Source organism: Bacillus sp. RC51 (genome assembly GCF_044908115.1).
GTDB classification, from domain to species: Bacteria; Bacillota; Bacilli; order Bacillales; family Bacillaceae_G; genus Bacillus_A; species Bacillus_A mycoides.
Genome location: NZ_JBIYCW010000005.1, coordinates 262,039 through 277,510, shown reverse-complemented (window position 1 = coordinate 277,510; position 15,472 = coordinate 262,039). Strand labels below are relative to the sequence as shown.

General features: G+C 33.4%; 18 protein-coding genes. 7 read left to right on the top strand and 11 right to left on the bottom strand.

Annotated features, from left to right (window positions below):
- Window positions 1–658: 658 nt before the first annotated feature.
- Window positions 659–1,432 (bottom strand): BcII family subclass B1 metallo-beta-lactamase, encoded by a 774-nt coding sequence (gene bla2 / locus ABH959_RS13615; protein WP_002137546.1) that lies wholly within the window; start codon window positions 1,430–1,432, stop codon window positions 659–661.
- A 143-nt stretch (window positions 1,433–1,575) separates the two neighbouring features.
- On the bottom strand, window positions 1,576–1,857 hold the full coding sequence (locus ABH959_RS13610; protein WP_113935996.1) for a MazG nucleotide pyrophosphohydrolase domain-containing protein: 282 nt from the start codon (window positions 1,855–1,857) through the stop codon (window positions 1,576–1,578).
- A gap of 124 nt (window positions 1,858–1,981) precedes the next feature.
- On the opposite strand from ABH959_RS13610, the gene ABH959_RS13605 reads away from it, so the two are divergent.
- Window positions 1,982–2,272: a DUF3784 domain-containing protein gene (locus ABH959_RS13605; RefSeq protein ID WP_113935997.1), complete on the top strand. Its 291-nt coding sequence runs from the start codon at window positions 1,982–1,984 to the stop codon at window positions 2,270–2,272.
- A 28-nt stretch (window positions 2,273–2,300) separates the two neighbouring features.
- On the opposite strand, the gene ABH959_RS13600 is transcribed toward ABH959_RS13605, so the two are convergent.
- Window positions 2,301–2,582: a hypothetical protein gene (locus tag ABH959_RS13600; RefSeq protein WP_404492712.1), complete on the bottom strand. Its 282-nt coding sequence runs from the start codon at window positions 2,580–2,582 to the stop codon at window positions 2,301–2,303.
- Between the two features lie 133 nt (window positions 2,583–2,715).
- Here ABH959_RS13600 and ABH959_RS13595 point away from each other — a divergent pair, with 133 nt between their 5' ends.
- Together ABH959_RS13595 and ABH959_RS13590 are read left to right on the top strand one after the other, a co-directional pair.
- Complete coding sequence (locus tag ABH959_RS13595; protein WP_404492711.1) at window positions 2,716–2,919, top strand: hypothetical protein; 204 nt, start codon at window positions 2,716–2,718, stop codon at window positions 2,917–2,919.
- Window positions 2,920–3,069: 150 nt separating this feature from the next.
- Entirely contained in the window at window positions 3,070–4,107 is a 1,038-nt protein-coding gene (locus ABH959_RS13590; protein ID WP_404492710.1) for a serine hydrolase domain-containing protein, read from the top strand.
- A gap of 48 nt (window positions 4,108–4,155) precedes the next feature.
- On the opposite strand, the gene ABH959_RS13585 is transcribed toward ABH959_RS13590, so the two are convergent.
- Window positions 4,156–4,404, bottom strand: coding sequence for a hypothetical protein (locus ABH959_RS13585; RefSeq protein ID WP_002087603.1), 249 nt, complete (start codon window positions 4,402–4,404; stop codon window positions 4,156–4,158).
- A 588-nt stretch (window positions 4,405–4,992) separates the two neighbouring features.
- Window positions 4,993–5,685 (bottom strand): transcriptional regulator YeiL, encoded by a 693-nt coding sequence (gene yeiL / locus ABH959_RS13580; protein WP_404492709.1) that lies wholly within the window; start codon window positions 5,683–5,685, stop codon window positions 4,993–4,995.
- A 134-nt stretch (window positions 5,686–5,819) separates the two neighbouring features.
- On the opposite strand from yeiL, the gene ABH959_RS13575 reads away from it, so the two are divergent.
- The 3 genes from ABH959_RS13575 to ABH959_RS13565 all read left to right on the top strand — a co-directional run bounded on the left by ABH959_RS13575 (window position 5,820) and on the right by ABH959_RS13565 (window position 7,304).
- Entirely contained in the window at window positions 5,820–6,242 is a 423-nt protein-coding gene (locus ABH959_RS13575; protein ID WP_061689262.1) for a DMT family transporter, read from the top strand.
- A gap of 13 nt (window positions 6,243–6,255) precedes the next feature.
- Window positions 6,256–6,720: a DMT family transporter gene (locus ABH959_RS13570; protein ID WP_113936004.1), complete on the top strand. Its 465-nt coding sequence runs from the start codon at window positions 6,256–6,258 to the stop codon at window positions 6,718–6,720.
- A gap of 104 nt (window positions 6,721–6,824) precedes the next feature.
- Complete coding sequence (locus ABH959_RS13565; RefSeq protein ID WP_002033404.1) at window positions 6,825–7,304, top strand: hypothetical protein; 480 nt, start codon at window positions 6,825–6,827, stop codon at window positions 7,302–7,304.
- Between the two features lie 46 nt (window positions 7,305–7,350).
- On the opposite strand, the gene aiiA is transcribed toward ABH959_RS13565, so the two are convergent.
- Entirely contained in the window at window positions 7,351–8,103 is a 753-nt protein-coding gene (gene aiiA, locus ABH959_RS13560) for a quorum-quenching N-acyl homoserine lactonase AiiA (RefSeq protein WP_404492708.1), read from the bottom strand.
- Window positions 8,104–8,239: 136 nt separating this feature from the next.
- Window positions 8,240–8,452, bottom strand: coding sequence for a hypothetical protein (locus tag ABH959_RS13555; RefSeq protein WP_061675399.1), 213 nt, complete (start codon window positions 8,450–8,452; stop codon window positions 8,240–8,242).
- Between the two features lie 166 nt (window positions 8,453–8,618).
- Here ABH959_RS13555 and ABH959_RS13550 point away from each other — a divergent pair, with 166 nt between their 5' ends.
- Entirely contained in the window at window positions 8,619–9,638 is a 1,020-nt protein-coding gene (locus ABH959_RS13550; RefSeq protein ID WP_113735950.1) for a zinc-binding alcohol dehydrogenase family protein, read from the top strand.
- 48 nt (window positions 9,639–9,686) lie between these two features.
- On the opposite strand, the gene ABH959_RS13545 is transcribed toward ABH959_RS13550, so the two are convergent.
- The 4 genes from ABH959_RS13545 to ABH959_RS13530 all read right to left on the bottom strand — a co-directional run bounded on the left by ABH959_RS13545 (window position 9,687) and on the right by ABH959_RS13530 (window position 15,471).
- Window positions 9,687–11,078, bottom strand: coding sequence for an amino acid permease (locus ABH959_RS13545; RefSeq protein WP_141110017.1), 1,392 nt, complete (start codon window positions 11,076–11,078; stop codon window positions 9,687–9,689).
- A 536-nt stretch (window positions 11,079–11,614) separates the two neighbouring features.
- Window positions 11,615–12,163, bottom strand: coding sequence for a hypothetical protein (locus tag ABH959_RS13540; protein WP_404492707.1), 549 nt, complete (start codon window positions 12,161–12,163; stop codon window positions 11,615–11,617).
- 131 nt (window positions 12,164–12,294) lie between these two features.
- A complete protein-coding gene (locus tag ABH959_RS13535) occupies window positions 12,295–13,494 on the bottom strand; it encodes a multidrug effflux MFS transporter (protein WP_113936008.1) in 1,200 nt (399 codons plus the stop codon).
- Between the two features lie 357 nt (window positions 13,495–13,851).
- Window positions 13,852–15,471: an amidohydrolase gene (locus tag ABH959_RS13530; protein ID WP_404492706.1), complete on the bottom strand. Its 1,620-nt coding sequence runs from the start codon at window positions 15,469–15,471 to the stop codon at window positions 13,852–13,854.
- Between the last annotated feature and the right edge of the window lies 1 nt (window position 15,472).

The window sequence follows — 15,472 nt, the reverse complement described above, 5'->3', positions numbered from 1 at the left end:
ATCAAGCATAATACCCATTAGGAAAAAAGGATGTGATATCAATCACAATAATATATATAAATTTGTGACAGTTCATATTGTTGACATAATATTTTTACTGACACTAAAAAACATACAGAAAAATGGACACCTTTGTTGATGCCTTCAAATAGCTAGATAATTGATTTAGAGAACTATTAGCAACTAATAAGCATACAAAAACACTATTCTTTCTATCATTCAACAGAAAGAATAGCGTTTTTTCATTTTGAAGAACTATCAATTTTTTGATTAAAGATTTTATAGGAAACCTCTTTATTTACAATACGTTTACACCATCTTAACATTTTTTACATTATTTATATGATATATTTATATAGAAACTACTTAAGAAATTTCATGTACATTGTTATCTTTATGATCTCTTATTTAATTGATAAGAGGTCATGTTATATTTTTATAACAGGGGTGAATTAGGATGACTGAAACTTTAAAGACACTTATAATGCTTGATGTTACTTATGTTGTTATAGCAATTATGACGGTACTGGTATTTGTATACTTGGAATTAAAATCTCAGTAACTTATGCAGGCATAATTTATAGCTTCGCATTTAAATATAGTTAGAAGAAAGCGAGGAGAAAATTATTTCTCCTCGCTTTTATATTCCCACAGTTTCTTATTTCAACAAATCCAATGTATGTAAAAGTAATCCTCTGTCCCCTACTTCTCCATGACCAGGCACTACTAAGTTCATATTTCCATATCGGTTCAATACATTCTCAATCGATGTGGACCATTCATTTACATATGCATCAGCAACATTCCCTAAATCTTTAGCTTCCGCAGATTTCACTAAACAGCCTCCAGCTAAAATGTTGTATTGCGGTAACCATACGACAATATTATCTTCTGTATGCCCTTTCCCTGGATAGAACGTTTCTACTTTTATATTTCCAAACTTCATATTCGTAATTGTTTGTAAGTCTCCAAGTGGCTCTTCATATCCATTTTTCTTTGCTAGTTCCGCAGTTAATGCTGTACTATGCGCTTTAATGCCTCTTTCTTTCAACGTTTTAATTCCGCCAATTCGATCAGCATGCGCATGTGTAATAATAACATCCGTTACGCGCTTCTTAAATTTCTTTTCTACCATCTCTATTAGTTCCTTCGTTAACTTATCATCCCAAGAAGAATCGACAAGTACTAACCCATTAGAAGTAGTAAGAACTAGACCACTCGAAGGAACTGCTACTCCATTAAAATAACCTAGCTCAGTATGAACCCATACATTTTTATTTAACTGAGAAATTGAAATAGTTCCTGTCTCATTCTTTATTACTTTTTGCTCTAGCTTTTGTTCCGCTTTCACAGAAGAAATTGTACTAACAAATTGAGTTGTTCCTAGCAAACTAACACATACCCCTAATTTTAATAATGTATTCTTTTTCATTTTCTCCACCCTTTCTTTCAAACTAAATAATTATTACCTATATTAGACAGTTCATCTCAAATGTTTGTTCCATCTTTTTTTACATATTTTTCATACCATTAATAAAAAGCGCACAAAATTTTGTGCGCTTTTTAACTTTCCTTTTACCATTCACGTTTTTTATTAATCATCATTTTTTCTTCGAATGCCTTCTCTAAATCAATTTCTAACTTGTTTGCTAAATCACATACATTCCAAATTACATCAAACATTTCTAAACCAATCTCTCTTTTCAAATCTTGTATTTTATCACGCCTTAATATAACTTCCGCTAATTCACCTAATTCCGCCATCGCATACATCGTACGCTCTTCAATTGTTGTATCTTGAAATCCTTTTTCTTTACTGAAATTTGATACATACCTCTGGAATTCCGCAATATTCATACTTAATCTCCCCTCATCACAAATACTCCATTGTTCTATCACACTTAAAATCAAAATTGTATTTTGTTAAATTATAACATTCATACTATAATTTATTTATAGCCTATTAACGGAGGTGTTTTCAATGACTCTCTTCGCTTCCCCATCATTATTCATACTAGCAATCATTTCATTTGCATTAGCTTATTTCATCGGAGTAAAACAATACACTTGGCTCTTATCAGGATTCAATGAACGCCGTGTACCAGATAAAGTGAAGTTATCAAAAATTATTGGCCTTTATAATTTAAGCGCTGGTGTTATCGCCACAATTGGTAGTGTCTTCATTACTCCTAATGTCAAAATCGTTATTCCTATCATTGTAATTGGACACGTCATAATAGCCGCATATGTAAATACACGTATGGTTCAGTAAAAAAGATCATCCAAATGGATGATCTTTTTCATAATTTATCGACATATTGCTTTGCTTCTAACAATGAAAATCCAAAAGCCTCTCTTACTCTCTTAACTGCTGTAACTGTTTTTCCTTCTTCTACAAGCTGGCGTAATTCTTTATTAATCTCAGGTTCTCTTTCTACAATTCCCATTTCTTTCGTGATTAATTGTAATTTATCTTCAATCTTCTTTAAACGTGCATCATTTTTCTTTTCGATTCTATTTATTTTTTCAGCAATATAAATAAATCCAAAGACCGCTATCGGTATGATCATCCAAAATCCCATGACTATTCCTCCTCATTAACTTTCATTTGTTTTATTTCACTAATTTATGTAAATTTTACCATCAAACACATTTAATGTATAAAAGTAATATACAACATTGTTGATAAAACCTTTTATTTTAGGGGGACACTTTATGAAAAGATTTTTTAAGACGTTACTACAATTTGTAGTTCTTTCATTTGCACTACATTTATTATTTGATATCGTTGGCTGGCTTGCTTTCAATGCGCCTTTCGAAAACAAAGGAGCACTTATTTCCTACATATCAGCTCTATGGCTAATATATATGTATAGAGTTAAATTACTTCAGCTTATAATGCGAATTTCTGCAAAATAACAGAGGGCACTTCATCAAAAATGATGAGGTGTTTTCTTTTATTCTCTTTCCCTATACTAAAACTAATTTTTAATCCCCTCCACATCACCTCTCATAGATTTACAATGTATAATAAAATTAATATTCTGTTTTTAAAAGAAAGGAGTCACTATGAACTTAAAAAGTAACAATATCTATGAGAAAATGAACCAATATTCTGTTGCAGGGTTAAGCTTTGCCGTTATACGTGACGGTAAACTTGATGAAGCTACTGCTTTCGGAACACTTGAATCTGGAACAACTAGAACTGTCACTACGAATTCCATATTCAATTCTTGTTCTATTAGCAAATTCATCACTTCAATGCTTGTACTAACGTTATCAGATCAAGGAATCGTACATTTAGATGAAGACGTAAATGATAGACTCACATCTTGGAACATCCCTACCAATCTATTTACTTCACAGAAAAAAGTCACGCTGCGAAACTTATTAAGTCACCAATCTGGAATCATTGATCCTCCCAATGGTTTTGAACATTATACACTTGCACAAGGACTACCTAAAATGGATGAGCTCCTTGCTGGTAAAACATTATATTGCCCAGTACCTATAGAAGTAACTTATGCACCAGAAAGCCAATTCCACTACTCTGACGCAAATTTTTGTATTATCGAACAACTACTTGAAGATATTACTGGAAAATCGTTTAACCTTTTACTTGAAGAATTTATTTTTCAGCCACTACAAATGAAAAATAGTACACTCTTCTCTCCCGAAGACATAGATAAAACCGATGCTTTTGCTTGCGGGCATAATAAAGATGGAACTGTAACAAATGAGAAGTATCCATTTTATCCATTCGCAGCAGCTTCAGGCGTTTGGACAACACCAACTGACTTATCAACTTTAGTACTCGGACTCATTCATTCCTTACAAGGAAATAGCAAACTGGAACTTTCTCAAAAAACAGTACAAGATATGATTTCTCCTCAAGGATTCACCAAATGGACTGGGTTAGGTCTTTTTCTAGAGTATTCTAATGAAGACTTACAAATTCATTCACTTGGCTGGGGTGTTGGATTTCAATGTATGATGGTATGTAATCCATACCGAGGTAATGGCGCTGTTATTATGACGAACTCGGATTTAGGTGTTCATCAAAAGGATGGAATTATTGGTGAGATTTTAAAAATGTTATCCTTATAATTAACGAAGTAAAACAAAGAAAGAAGCTGATCCTCCCAGCTTCTTTCTTTATATAACATTTTTCACCACAATTTTAATATGTTCTGGTGCGATAATTTCCGTTATACTTTCTTGGAAATCCTCATGCAGCAGTTCTTCAATATGTTCTAACTGCACTTCGACATGTGTGCATTCTAAATTATGTATGTTTAATAGTGCATAATGATCTTTCTTCTTAATTACTAAATATTGATTTTCTTCTGTTATGAGTACAGAACCTAATCGTATTCCTAGTAGACGTTGATCATCAAACTTCACAATCTGTTCCCCTTCCCAACTGTGAATGTAATTACTATACAAAAAAGATATTTTAAGGAAATCAATCTTATATAGACTATATCATACTTTACTAAAATATAAAGTGAAACTTTAATCAGAGGGACTTTTGTCCCTCTGATTATTAGCCCTCACCAATCGGGCTTTTACGGGCAGTTGATCTCTCACCTAACTTCCTCGCATGTGCCGAATTTTGAGGTGGGAATCTTACTGGCCGTTAATGCGGGATAAATATCATATTTTCTTTCAATAGAAATCCCCGTTTTTATATATATTTCGATACAAAAAACTTTCTCAACAAAAAATTATAATTTTCAGTTTTTTATTTCATGAAAATCTATTATACTAAAGCTAATAAACGTTTGAAATGTTTGACCTCTCCTAATTCATGTACATATGGATGATCAGTAGCTGTTGCTACTGATCTATTTTTTTGCTACACAATATATCTCCAAAATATAAAAGAGTAGTTCTTTATTTTATTCGCCAAGTCCTTAACTCAACTTTCCAATCTAATAAAGGATTTTTTAGTACTTCTAATCCTAAACCCGTTCCTCATAAAATATTATTCTATTTATAAACATCCGCCGCCAATTCCCGCAAAACATCCACATTCATCACTTCAAAGCATCCATTGTTTTTCTGTATTATCCCTTTATCACAAAAGGTATTTAATGTACGTAATAAATGCCGATAACTCGTCCCTAACAATTCAGCTATTTCCGTTAAATTCCCACTAAACACAATTCTATTTCCGTGCTGAACCGCCCGTTCCCCTGCTGCTAACATGTAACTCGCAAGTCGATTTTCAAGTGGATACAGTAAATTAATTGTACTATTTTTTGAAAGTCGATTTAATTTATGGGCTAAAGAACCGCAAATACATCTTAAAAATTTCGCATCATGAAATAATTGATTTCTCACTTTCCCTAAAGGTAGCCCAACACAATACGAATCTGCCATCACTTGTACGTTTGAAGCAGTCTTTTGAGAATGAATTAACTCCACATCTCCTAGTAACTGCAAACTATCATAAAAACATAATAATACCGATTTCCCGTTACTTAATGTGTTAAACGCTTTCGCTTTTCCTTCAACAAAGAAATATAAATAATCTATCTCTTCGTTTTCTCTGCAAATGAACTCATTCTTTTTAAAAAATATAAGTTCCATATATGGTTTCATATCACTACTAAAAAATGAATCAATATTATTTTGTTTCATATACTCTGCTAATTTATTAGGATTACATACTTTCTTCATAGTCCCCCACCTTTACAACTCATCCCAATTGTAAACAAAATTTTCTTCTTTCACTATGACATATGTCATAGTAATACACAATTTCAGCATGATACAGTCATTACAAATATGAAATATAAAAAGGGGATATTACATTGTATAACTTTCTTTCTGTCTTTATTGGTGTGCTTATTGCCATTATGCTCCCATTGAATGGGATATTATCTGAGTTAATTGGCAAGTATACAGCAAGCGTTGTCATTCATCTTGTCGGTTTAATAGCAGTTATTTTCGTTTTAATCCTTAACAAAAATAAACTCCATTTTGATAAAGGTATTCCACTTTTTTTATATAGCGCTGGGGCAATTGGAGTATTCACTGTTCTTTTTAATAATATAAGTTTCTCTGCTCTTGGTGCCTCTATTACGATTGCATTAAGCTTACTTGGCCAATCCATCGCTTCCATAGTTATTGATCATTTCGGTTTATTAGGAATGAAAGTTTCGAAGTTTGATAAGAAAAAATTAATTGGATTAGTATTCATCTCTTCTGGAATTATAGTCATGACAATTTACTAATGGAGGTAAGAAAATGTTATATATTTGTATCGCTATTTTAGCTGGTGTTTCTATCGTTGTTGCTAGAATTATTAACGCGAATTTAGCAAAGGAAATTGGAAATTGGGAAGGCACATTTTTCAATTATATTACTGGATTATTTTTCTCCATGTTATTTTTAATTTTCAGTTCAGATTCGTTGTATATTTCTAGTCATACGTTACAATCCATACCTATCGCTGTATACTTAGGCGGATTAGTAGGCGTTATCGTCATCTCATTATCAAACTATATTACTCCTAAAATATCAGCATTTTATTTAACGTTACTCATCTTTATCGGACAATTGTTTACGGGGACTATCATCGATTTCTTCCTGTCACACGAACTATCAACCGGAAAAATTATCGGTGGAATTCTCGTATTAATAGGGCTCACTTACAATTTACTCATTGATCGCCCTATAAAAACCGTGAAGCATAATCACGTTCAACTATAATACTTTACGCTTACCTATCATATATTAGTAGAAAAGCTCTTCACATGAAGTAATAGAGAGGAGAATATTCTATTAAGAAAATCATTTTACTGCTAGGTAGCGCATTGATCATTTTTGGAACCGTATGGTTTTTAAACTCTGGAAAATCTATTCAAGATCTCTATACAGCAAGTAAACCAAAGAAGAAAGCTACTATTATTTCAACTCAAAGAGACCCAAATGCACCTCCTGTTTTTTTAGGAAAACAGGAAATAAAAGATATACATGTAGAGTCGCTTAAGACAAAAAAATCTATCTTCCTTACAAAAACAGATGAATTAAAAACATTCATTAACAGTATGGATACAGCAAAAAAAGGCGATTTAACGCTAGATGAAGAAGGTTCTGATTTAGTAGATTGTAACATGTGGATTACTTTCCAAGATGGAACTTATAAACAATATTTAATTTGGATAGTAGATAACAACAGTAGTGAAGTTATGATTGCCCATCAAAACACTCCTGATGACGTAGACCTTACTTATTATCAATTAAATGAAGGTAATTCGAAAAAAGTATATAACTTATTTAAAAAGGTTATTTAATAGAAAAAGTCATGAGCTCCTTGAAGTGAGCTCATGACTTTTTTCACTATAAATATTCAGGGAACACTTTACAGCTCTTTTCCTGCTCTATATCATGTCCAAAGAAAACAATTGGGTTCTCTTTCCTAACAACTTCTTTTAAACGCTTAATTGAAGATAAAGCTAATTCCGAATCAAATCCAGCGAACGGCACTTCATCTTCAAAATTTTCTTTCCTATACGATGCATCTATCGTTAATAACACTGGGCCAGAGTTCTCTGTCTCAATGAATAGTGACTGATGCCCCGGAGTATGTCCTGGTGTATACAATAATTGAACTCCTGGTACGACTTCATAATCCCCTTCAATGATTTTGTAGTTTAAATTTGGCAAGATACATTCTTTCATATATTCTTCACTATATTGTGCCGCCTCATATTCAGTACGCTGCACAATAATCGGTGTATTTGTAAAAGCACCATTTCCTCCTGCATGATCAAAATGTAAGTGAGAACTAATAATATACAGAAGGTCTTCTGGCTCATACCCTGCACGCTTTAAAATATTTACGATTCTATCTTCTTCAGTCATTTTCGGTAAAATCTGTCCTTCAACAAATGTACCGTTAAAAAGGCCTTCATTATTAACCGCACTTTCTGGCATACCTGTATCTACTAAAATAGGTCCTTCTTCAGTCTCCAAAAGATAACACCAAACCGGTAAGTCTAATAATTTCCCTGGTGTTAATGTACTGTTAACAGACGAATGATCCAACATACAACGACCTGCTGGGACGAAATAAAGCTTCTTTACTGTCATTATGTATCCACCTTTACATTTAGTTTTGAATAAAACAATACAGTAAAAAATTCTTCCTACTAGAAATAAACTCCTTCTCTTCTTCCACTGTTTCAACTATTATTTTTAGGTTGTTCACAATTTCTTCATTACAGCATTACTCATCATTTTTTAATTTCCGAATAGCAAAAAACAATAACCTAGCTGTGATATAACATATAGCAATACCTACAAAACTAATACTAAATCCATTTTGTTGAATAGCCATCACTTTTAAGATATCTAAATTTAATACGTGACCAATTAACGAATACATTATAATAATTGCCATTACGATTACATAATCACTTTTTCTTAGTTTTGCTGTCATTAGTCATTCACCTCGTATTATTTTCTATACTAATTGTATATTATTTGTCAGAATTTTAAAACCAATCCAATGACAGTATAAAAATGAGTGTACTTTTTTACATAACAACCTTTCTGCATCTATAATAAAAGAGAAAAAGACTCTTACTTTAATGGAGGGAATAAAAATGAAAGCAATTGGTTTACATGAATACTTACCTATTGAAGAAGAAAACAGTTTAATTGATATTGAAGTTGAAAGACCTGTTGCCACAGGAAGAGATATACTTGTAAAGATTAACGCTATTTCCGTTAATCCAGTTGATACAAAAGTTCGATCTCCGAAAGATAAAAAAGAAGATATAGCAAAAATACTTGGCTGGGATGCTAGCGGTGTTGTCGTGCAAACTGGCGATGGTTGTACGTTATTTAAAGAAGGCGATGAAGTGTTTTACGCTGGAAGCATTACAAGGCAAGGTACATACAGTGAATACCATTTAGTTGATGAAAGAATTGTTGGTAAAAAACCAAAAACGTTAAGTGATGCTGAATCTGCAGCACTTCCTTTAACAGCCATTACCGCATGGGAAGGTTTGTTTGAACGTTTAGGGATTGATTATAATAAGAAAGATGAAAATTCATTTAAAAACATTTTAATTATCGGCGGAGCTGGTGGTGTTGGCTCGATTGCTATTCAGTTAGCTAAATGGGCTGGACTAAACGTAATCGCAACCGCATCCCGCAACGAAACTATACACTGGGTGGAAAAATTCGGTGCCGATTATATAGTTAATCATCACCAACCTTTAAAAGATCAAATATTAGAATTTGGGCTAAAAGATGTAGATTATATCTTCTGCTTAAACAATACTGATCAGCATTGGCACGCGATGGGTGACATCATTAAACCACAAGGTAAAATTTGCTCTATCGTAGAAAATGAACACCCTCTTGAGATGGGAATTTTAAAAAGTAAAAGTGCTACATTCGTTTGGGAGTTTATGTTTACAAAAGCGATGTATGAAACTGGTGATATGAGTACGCAGCACGAACTATTAAATAAAGTAAGCGAGCTATTAGATGAAGGCATTTTAAAGACTACATTAAATGAAACATTCACACCAATTAACGCTGAAAACATAAAGAAAGCACATGCACAACTTGAAAGTGGGCGTACAATTGGAAAGATCGTTGTAGAGAAATTTTAATAATAAAAAGTCCGATTTCTAAACGAGAAATCGGACTTTTTACTATCTTTATTTACTTGAAATCTCTTGATCATTTTGAACGTCTAACGGAGGTCGTTTCCCTATTCCGAAAGCATAGAAACTAATTGTGACGATAGCTAAGAAAACAATACCTACAACTAATGAAATACGCGTATCATCGTTAAACCACATTCCGATTAATACCATAATTAAAAAGGCAATTGTCAAATAGTTTGTAACAGGAGCAAATGGCATTTTGAACGGATGATCTTTCATCTCTGCTCCTTTTTCTTTTCTAAAATTAATTTGACTAATTAAAATGACAAACCATGGCACCATACCAGGAAGTACACTCGCACTATATACATATACGAATAAGTTTTTCGGTGCAATATAACTTAAAACAACACCAACCGCTAAACCGATAATTACACCAACTGTACCGAATAAAGGTACACCGTTATTAGAGATCTTCGTAAAGTATTTCGGTGCTTGTCCATTTACTCCTAGTGTATAAAGCATACGTCCAGCACTATAAATACCACTGTTACAACCAGACATTGCGGCTGTAATAACAACGAAGTTAATAAGTCCCGCAGCTGCCGTAATACCAACTTTCGCAAAAGTTGCTACGAACGGACTACCAATTGAACTTAATTGATCCCAAGGATAAACAGTTACAATAACGAAAATAGCACCAATATAGAAAATTAAAATACGCCAAATTGTACTTTGGATCGCTCTTGTAAGTGTCTTCTTCGGATTCTTCGCTTCACCAGCAGTAATCCCGATTAATTCCACACCTTGATACGCCCCAACTACAAGTGATAATGCAAAGAAAAATCCTGAAAAACCACCTGTAAAGAAACCGCCGTTTGCCCAAAGATTAGATATGCCGATTGCTTCTCCTCCATTCCCAATTCCGAAGAAAATGAGGCCGAATCCGGCAATAATCATTAATAAAATCGTAACGATTTTAATCATCGCAAACCAAAATTCAAATTCACCAAATGACTTAACAGAAATTAAGTTAGCCGCACCAAGAATGACCATCGCGATAATACCAGGTATCCAAGCCGGTAAATCCGGGAACCAATATTTCATATACGCTCCAACTGCGATAATCTCTGACATCCCAACAATAACCCACTGGAACCAGTTACTCCACGCTGTCATATAACCAGCTAACGGATGAATATATTTGTGACCAAATGTCGCAAATGAACCTGTGCTTGGCTCCATATACAACATTTCTCCCATGGCACGCATAATGAAGAAGATGAAAACACCTGCGATTGCATATGCAAGCATTACTGACGGACCTGTCCATTTAATCGTGCTGGCTGACCCCATAAACAAACCAACACCAATTGTTCCGCCTAAAGCAATCATTTGAATATGACGTGCTTCTAAGCCCCTTTTCAATTCTTTGTTTGCCACTTCATTTCCCCCTCTTAGATGATTCATAGCCGCATTTAAAATAAGATGGTGTACCCTAATTCCTGTTTGGCCCTGAAAATGATGAAACAAATGTCATTTTAGACTAACTTTAAAGCTATCCTAAAATCTCATTTTGCCTCTTATAAAATTCCCAAAACCCCTCATCTTCCTATTTTCTATAAAACTTAAAATTGCTCACTTCATATTAATTCATTTATCTGAAAAGTTCAATTATTTTTTCGGTAAATTATTATATATTAGTTTGATTAATTTTTAACTAAATTAACAATAAAATACATCTATTCAATATGATTCTAGTGTGAATATTATTACAATATAAATAACCGAGGAGAAAATATCCGCCTCGGTTTCATACCTCATGTACTTCAATTTTTATAGTTCATAATGTAATTCCCCGCATGTTTGATTAACAAATCATGCAGGGAATTTAATATATCAGTAAAACTATAATATTACTAACTTCTCCCTCTCTTGTTTACCCAATGCTTACATATAAATTTTCTCTTTCCCATCTCCTATTTCAAGAAAAATATAACTATACTTAATACAATCAACACTACACCTGAAAGCGGAAAACTCTTTTCTTCAGCTTTTATCTTTTTCTCAATAATACCTTTAATTTCTGTCCTCATATTCTCTGGACATTTCCTAAATAAAATATTAGTTGTATGTAACGGTCTATGTAATACTCGGATTTTCACAGGAGATCCTGATAAATATATATTATTTTTATTCAAAGTAAATTCTATGTCCGCTTCAGTAAGCCCTTCTTTCACTAATATATTCACTCGTCTAGAAGGAAGATTAAATACTGTATAATCGTTAACAGTTAGCCCTCTAATATCGAAATGTGAGTATACAAGAACAAAAGTTATAAACAACAAACATAGTATAAACATTGTTTTTGTTAATGAAAGTTGCTCTAATACGTGGGTAGATGATGTCATATAAGCACAAAAGAATGCCATTAAATTACAAAGATAATGATTTAAAATGAAATTTTTTCTCACAACTATAATAAGTCCGGAAATGATTAGTAGAGCGCATACTAGGTTCATTAACATAGTTTCACCCTCCCCAATAACTATACAACTTTGTTATATTTTAATATTAATTACATATTCATACCTATAGTTATGTTCATAAAATATAAAAGAGTCTCATTAAAAAATGAGACTCTTTTACGATTTCATATTTAAATCGATTTTGAAGTTTTCTTACCAAAAATAAACACCTTAGTAAACACCATCATTATAACTACAATAACAAGAAAATAAAGTGGCATCACCATTAACGAGCCCGTATGAAGCTGACTCATTCCCCAAATTGTCATCGTTACAATTACATAGTAGCCTAAGCTAAACAATGCTCCAGCTGTACCAATGACATCTTGAAAATCTACTAATGCTAAACTTAAACAGTTAGGCAATGCTACCCCAATTCCTAATAGCAATATAAACATCGCTACTAAAAATCCAATCATATATATTATGTTTGGATTTGATCCAAATGAAGTAATAACAGTTAAGAGGATAGCTCCCCCTGCCATTACAAGACAACCGATATATATAATTTTCTCTGGTTTATAAGTAGCAAGTAACCGCTTTGAAACTTTCGCTCCAATAATAGAAGCGGAAGCGACAACAATTCCTAGAAATCCGTACATACTAGGCGATAACTGAAAGTATTCAATAAAGATAAACGGCGCTTCTGCATAGTAGCTAAATAAAACACCATTCGCTCCTCCAATTAATAACCCATATGTTACTACTTTCGGATTTGTAATCAACCGTTTTAATACAGAAAACACATTTATTTTATCCGTTACTGATTCCGTTTTTGTTTCCGGAAGCGAAACAAACGTATATAACAAAATCCCAACACTCATAACAACTAAACTTAAAAATACTATTTTAAATCCAAACATTTGATCAAGAAAGCCCCCAATTAGTGGACCTATCGCTGGTGTAAAAGCAATGACTGCCGAAATTTGAGCAAACATAACATGACGTTTATGCCCCTCTACACTTTCACGAAGAATCGTTTGTGTCACAACTGAACCAGCACTTGCTCCAAATGCTTGAATAAAACGACTAAACAATAAAAATTCAATAGAATTTGCAATATAGCATAAGAAACTTCCAGCGCCATATACTACAATTCCAAATAACATTGCTGGGCGACGACCAATTATATCTGATAACCATCCAATAAAAAATACACCTAAAGCAAATCCAGCAAAATAAACACTAAGTGTTAACTGTACCTCATTATTACTTACGTGCAACGCCTTTGAAATATCCGGTAAAGACGGTGTGTAAATCGTTTCACTAATTTGCGGAAATGCCACAAGAATAATCATTAACCAAAGTGATGGTACTGAGACTTTTTTCACTTTTAATACCCTCCTATAACTTTGAAAATCTCAGAAATGAATAGACTTTCCTTAGCTATGGAACAGGAGGGGTCATTATAGAAATTCGATCATAAAACAACAAAGAAAACACCTCAATTACGCATGTTAATACTTATAGGAGGGTAATATTAACATTGATTTTAAAATATAGTCTTTCAATTATATGATAGGTTGTGTTCGTTTTCTAGTGTTCATAATCTGAATATTTGTTAGTAGACGAATATCCTTTCAATTCTCTCGGAAAATTAATACGATTTAAAAAGCGCAACTAAACAACTGAAACGCCCCTTCAATTGTTAAAATCATTCTCACAATTGAATGGGCGTTTTTTTATTGCTACATTTTCACTGATTGTTCTTTTTGATAGATAATTTCACCATCAATAATTGTTGTTTCTACTTTTAAGTCTTTAATTTGGTTTGGATTGACACTTAAAATACTGTCATTTAATATAACTAAATCCGCCAGTTTTCCGACCTCTATGCTTCCTTTTATCTCTTCTTCAAAACTCGCATAAGCACCATTCCATGTGTATAGTTTAATAGCTTCCATTACGCTTATAGATTGATTAGCACCAACCTCTATTCCAGACTTAGTTTTTCTATTGACAGCAACATGAATTCCTAATAAAGGATTATAGTCAGTAACTGGTGCATCCGAACTACCTGCTGCAATGATGCCACGATCAATAAAATCACGAGCAGCGTACATGTGATTAACACGATCACCATAGTGCTCTACATATATCTCTCCGAATTCATATGGAAATGGAGGATTTGGAATAGGAATCATCTCGAGTTTTTTCATTCTCTCTTGTAAATCTGGTGAAGAAATTCCCGCATGCTCGATTCGATGACGGTGATTTTTTCTTGGTGATTCCTCTAGCGCCCTTTCTACACAATTCAAATACATTTCAATAGCTTTATCACCTTGTGCATGTACAGTGATTTGATAGCCTTTTTTATGCGCTTCACCTAAAACCTTATAGATTTCTTCCTCGCTATAATAAAGAATGCCGTAATTGTTAGGGTCACTTGAATATGACTTACGGGTTGCAATTGTAGGCCCCGTGCTACTTCCATCTGTAAACAATTTAGCTGGTCCGATTTTGAATCTTTCATCTCCGGTACCAGTTACCACACCAGCTTCGACCATTTTATTAACAAATTCATGAGAGTTATTTATTTGACATATCATTGCATATATTCGGACACGAATATCCCTACTCTTCACAGCTCGTTGTAGTAAACGAAAACTCTCCGGTCCATCTCCACCTGCGTCATGTATACTTGTTATGCCAGCTGCAACGAAATGATCTGATGCAATTTTCACAGCCTTCATCATTTCACTTTCTGTATAACTTGCAACCTCGCTCATACTCATATTTGCTGCTTCAATTAACTTTCCTGTAAGCCTTCCTGCCTGATTCTTTTCAATAACTCCCCCATTCGTATCCGGTGTGTTCTCGTTAATTTGCGCAATTTCTAATGCTTTACTGTTCACCACGCTTATGTGGTGACAAGTACGAGTTATAATAATAGGGTGTTCAACTGAAATTTCATCCAACTCAGTAATTGTTGGATAACGCTTTTCCTTCACAGCGGTTTCATTAAAGCCCCAAGCACGTATCCATTCACCTTTTGGCGTTTCTAAGGCCTTCTTTTTCAGATCATCTAATAAAGCATCTATAGAATCAATATGTTCAGCTTTACAACTGACCGCCAACTGATTTAGTCCATGAGAAATGATGTGAAGATGCGAATCAATGAATCCAGGAAGAAGAGTTTTCCCTTGCAGGTCAATTACATCCGTATTTTCTCCTATAAAACTCTTAACCTCCTGATTTGAGCCAACAACTACGATATGATTATCTTTTATTGCTACAGCTTCGACTACTGTATTCTTTTGGTCTACTGTAATAACTTCTCCATTTATCAATACAACATCAGCTTTCATA

What these genes read in the sequence shown, in the direction of transcription:
- ABH959_RS13595 (WP_404492711.1), top strand. Translation starts at nt 2,716, where the DNA reads ATGAAAAGATTTTTTAAGACGTTACTACAATTTGTAGTTCTTTCATTT.
- ABH959_RS13605 (WP_113935997.1), top strand. Translation starts at nt 1,982, where the DNA reads ATGACTCTCTTCGCTTCCCCATCATTATTCATACTAGCAATCATTTCA.
- bla2 (WP_002137546.1), bottom strand. Translation starts at nt 1,432, where the DNA reads ATGAAAAAGAATACATTATTAAAATTAGGGGTATGTGTTAGTTTGCTA.
- ABH959_RS13600 (WP_404492712.1), bottom strand. Translation starts at nt 2,582, where the DNA reads ATGGGATTTTGGATGATCATACCGATAGCGGTCTTTGGATTTATTTAT.
- ABH959_RS13610 (WP_113935996.1), bottom strand. Translation starts at nt 1,857, where the DNA reads ATGAATATTGCGGAATTCCAGAGGTATGTATCAAATTTCAGTAAAGAA.
- aiiA (WP_404492708.1), bottom strand. Translation starts at nt 8,103, where the DNA reads ATGACAGTAAAGAAGCTTTATTTCGTCCCAGCAGGTCGTTGTATGTTG.
- ABH959_RS13550 (WP_113735950.1), top strand. Translation starts at nt 8,619, where the DNA reads ATGAAAGCAATTGGTTTACATGAATACTTACCTATTGAAGAAGAAAAC.
- ABH959_RS13570 (WP_113936004.1), top strand. Translation starts at nt 6,256, where the DNA reads ATGTTATATATTTGTATCGCTATTTTAGCTGGTGTTTCTATCGTTGTT.
- ABH959_RS13540 (WP_404492707.1), bottom strand. Translation starts at nt 12,163, where the DNA reads ATGTTAATGAACCTAGTATGCGCTCTACTAATCATTTCCGGACTTATT.
- ABH959_RS13590 (WP_404492710.1), top strand. Translation starts at nt 3,070, where the DNA reads ATGAACTTAAAAAGTAACAATATCTATGAGAAAATGAACCAATATTCT.
- ABH959_RS13555 (WP_061675399.1), bottom strand. Translation starts at nt 8,452, where the DNA reads ATGACAGCAAAACTAAGAAAAAGTGATTATGTAATCGTAATGGCAATT.
- yeiL (WP_404492709.1), bottom strand. Translation starts at nt 5,685, where the DNA reads ATGAAGAAAGTATGTAATCCTAATAAATTAGCAGAGTATATGAAACAA.
- ABH959_RS13530 (WP_404492706.1), bottom strand. Translation starts at nt 15,471, where the DNA reads ATGAAAGCTGATGTTGTATTGATAAATGGAGAAGTTATTACAGTAGAC.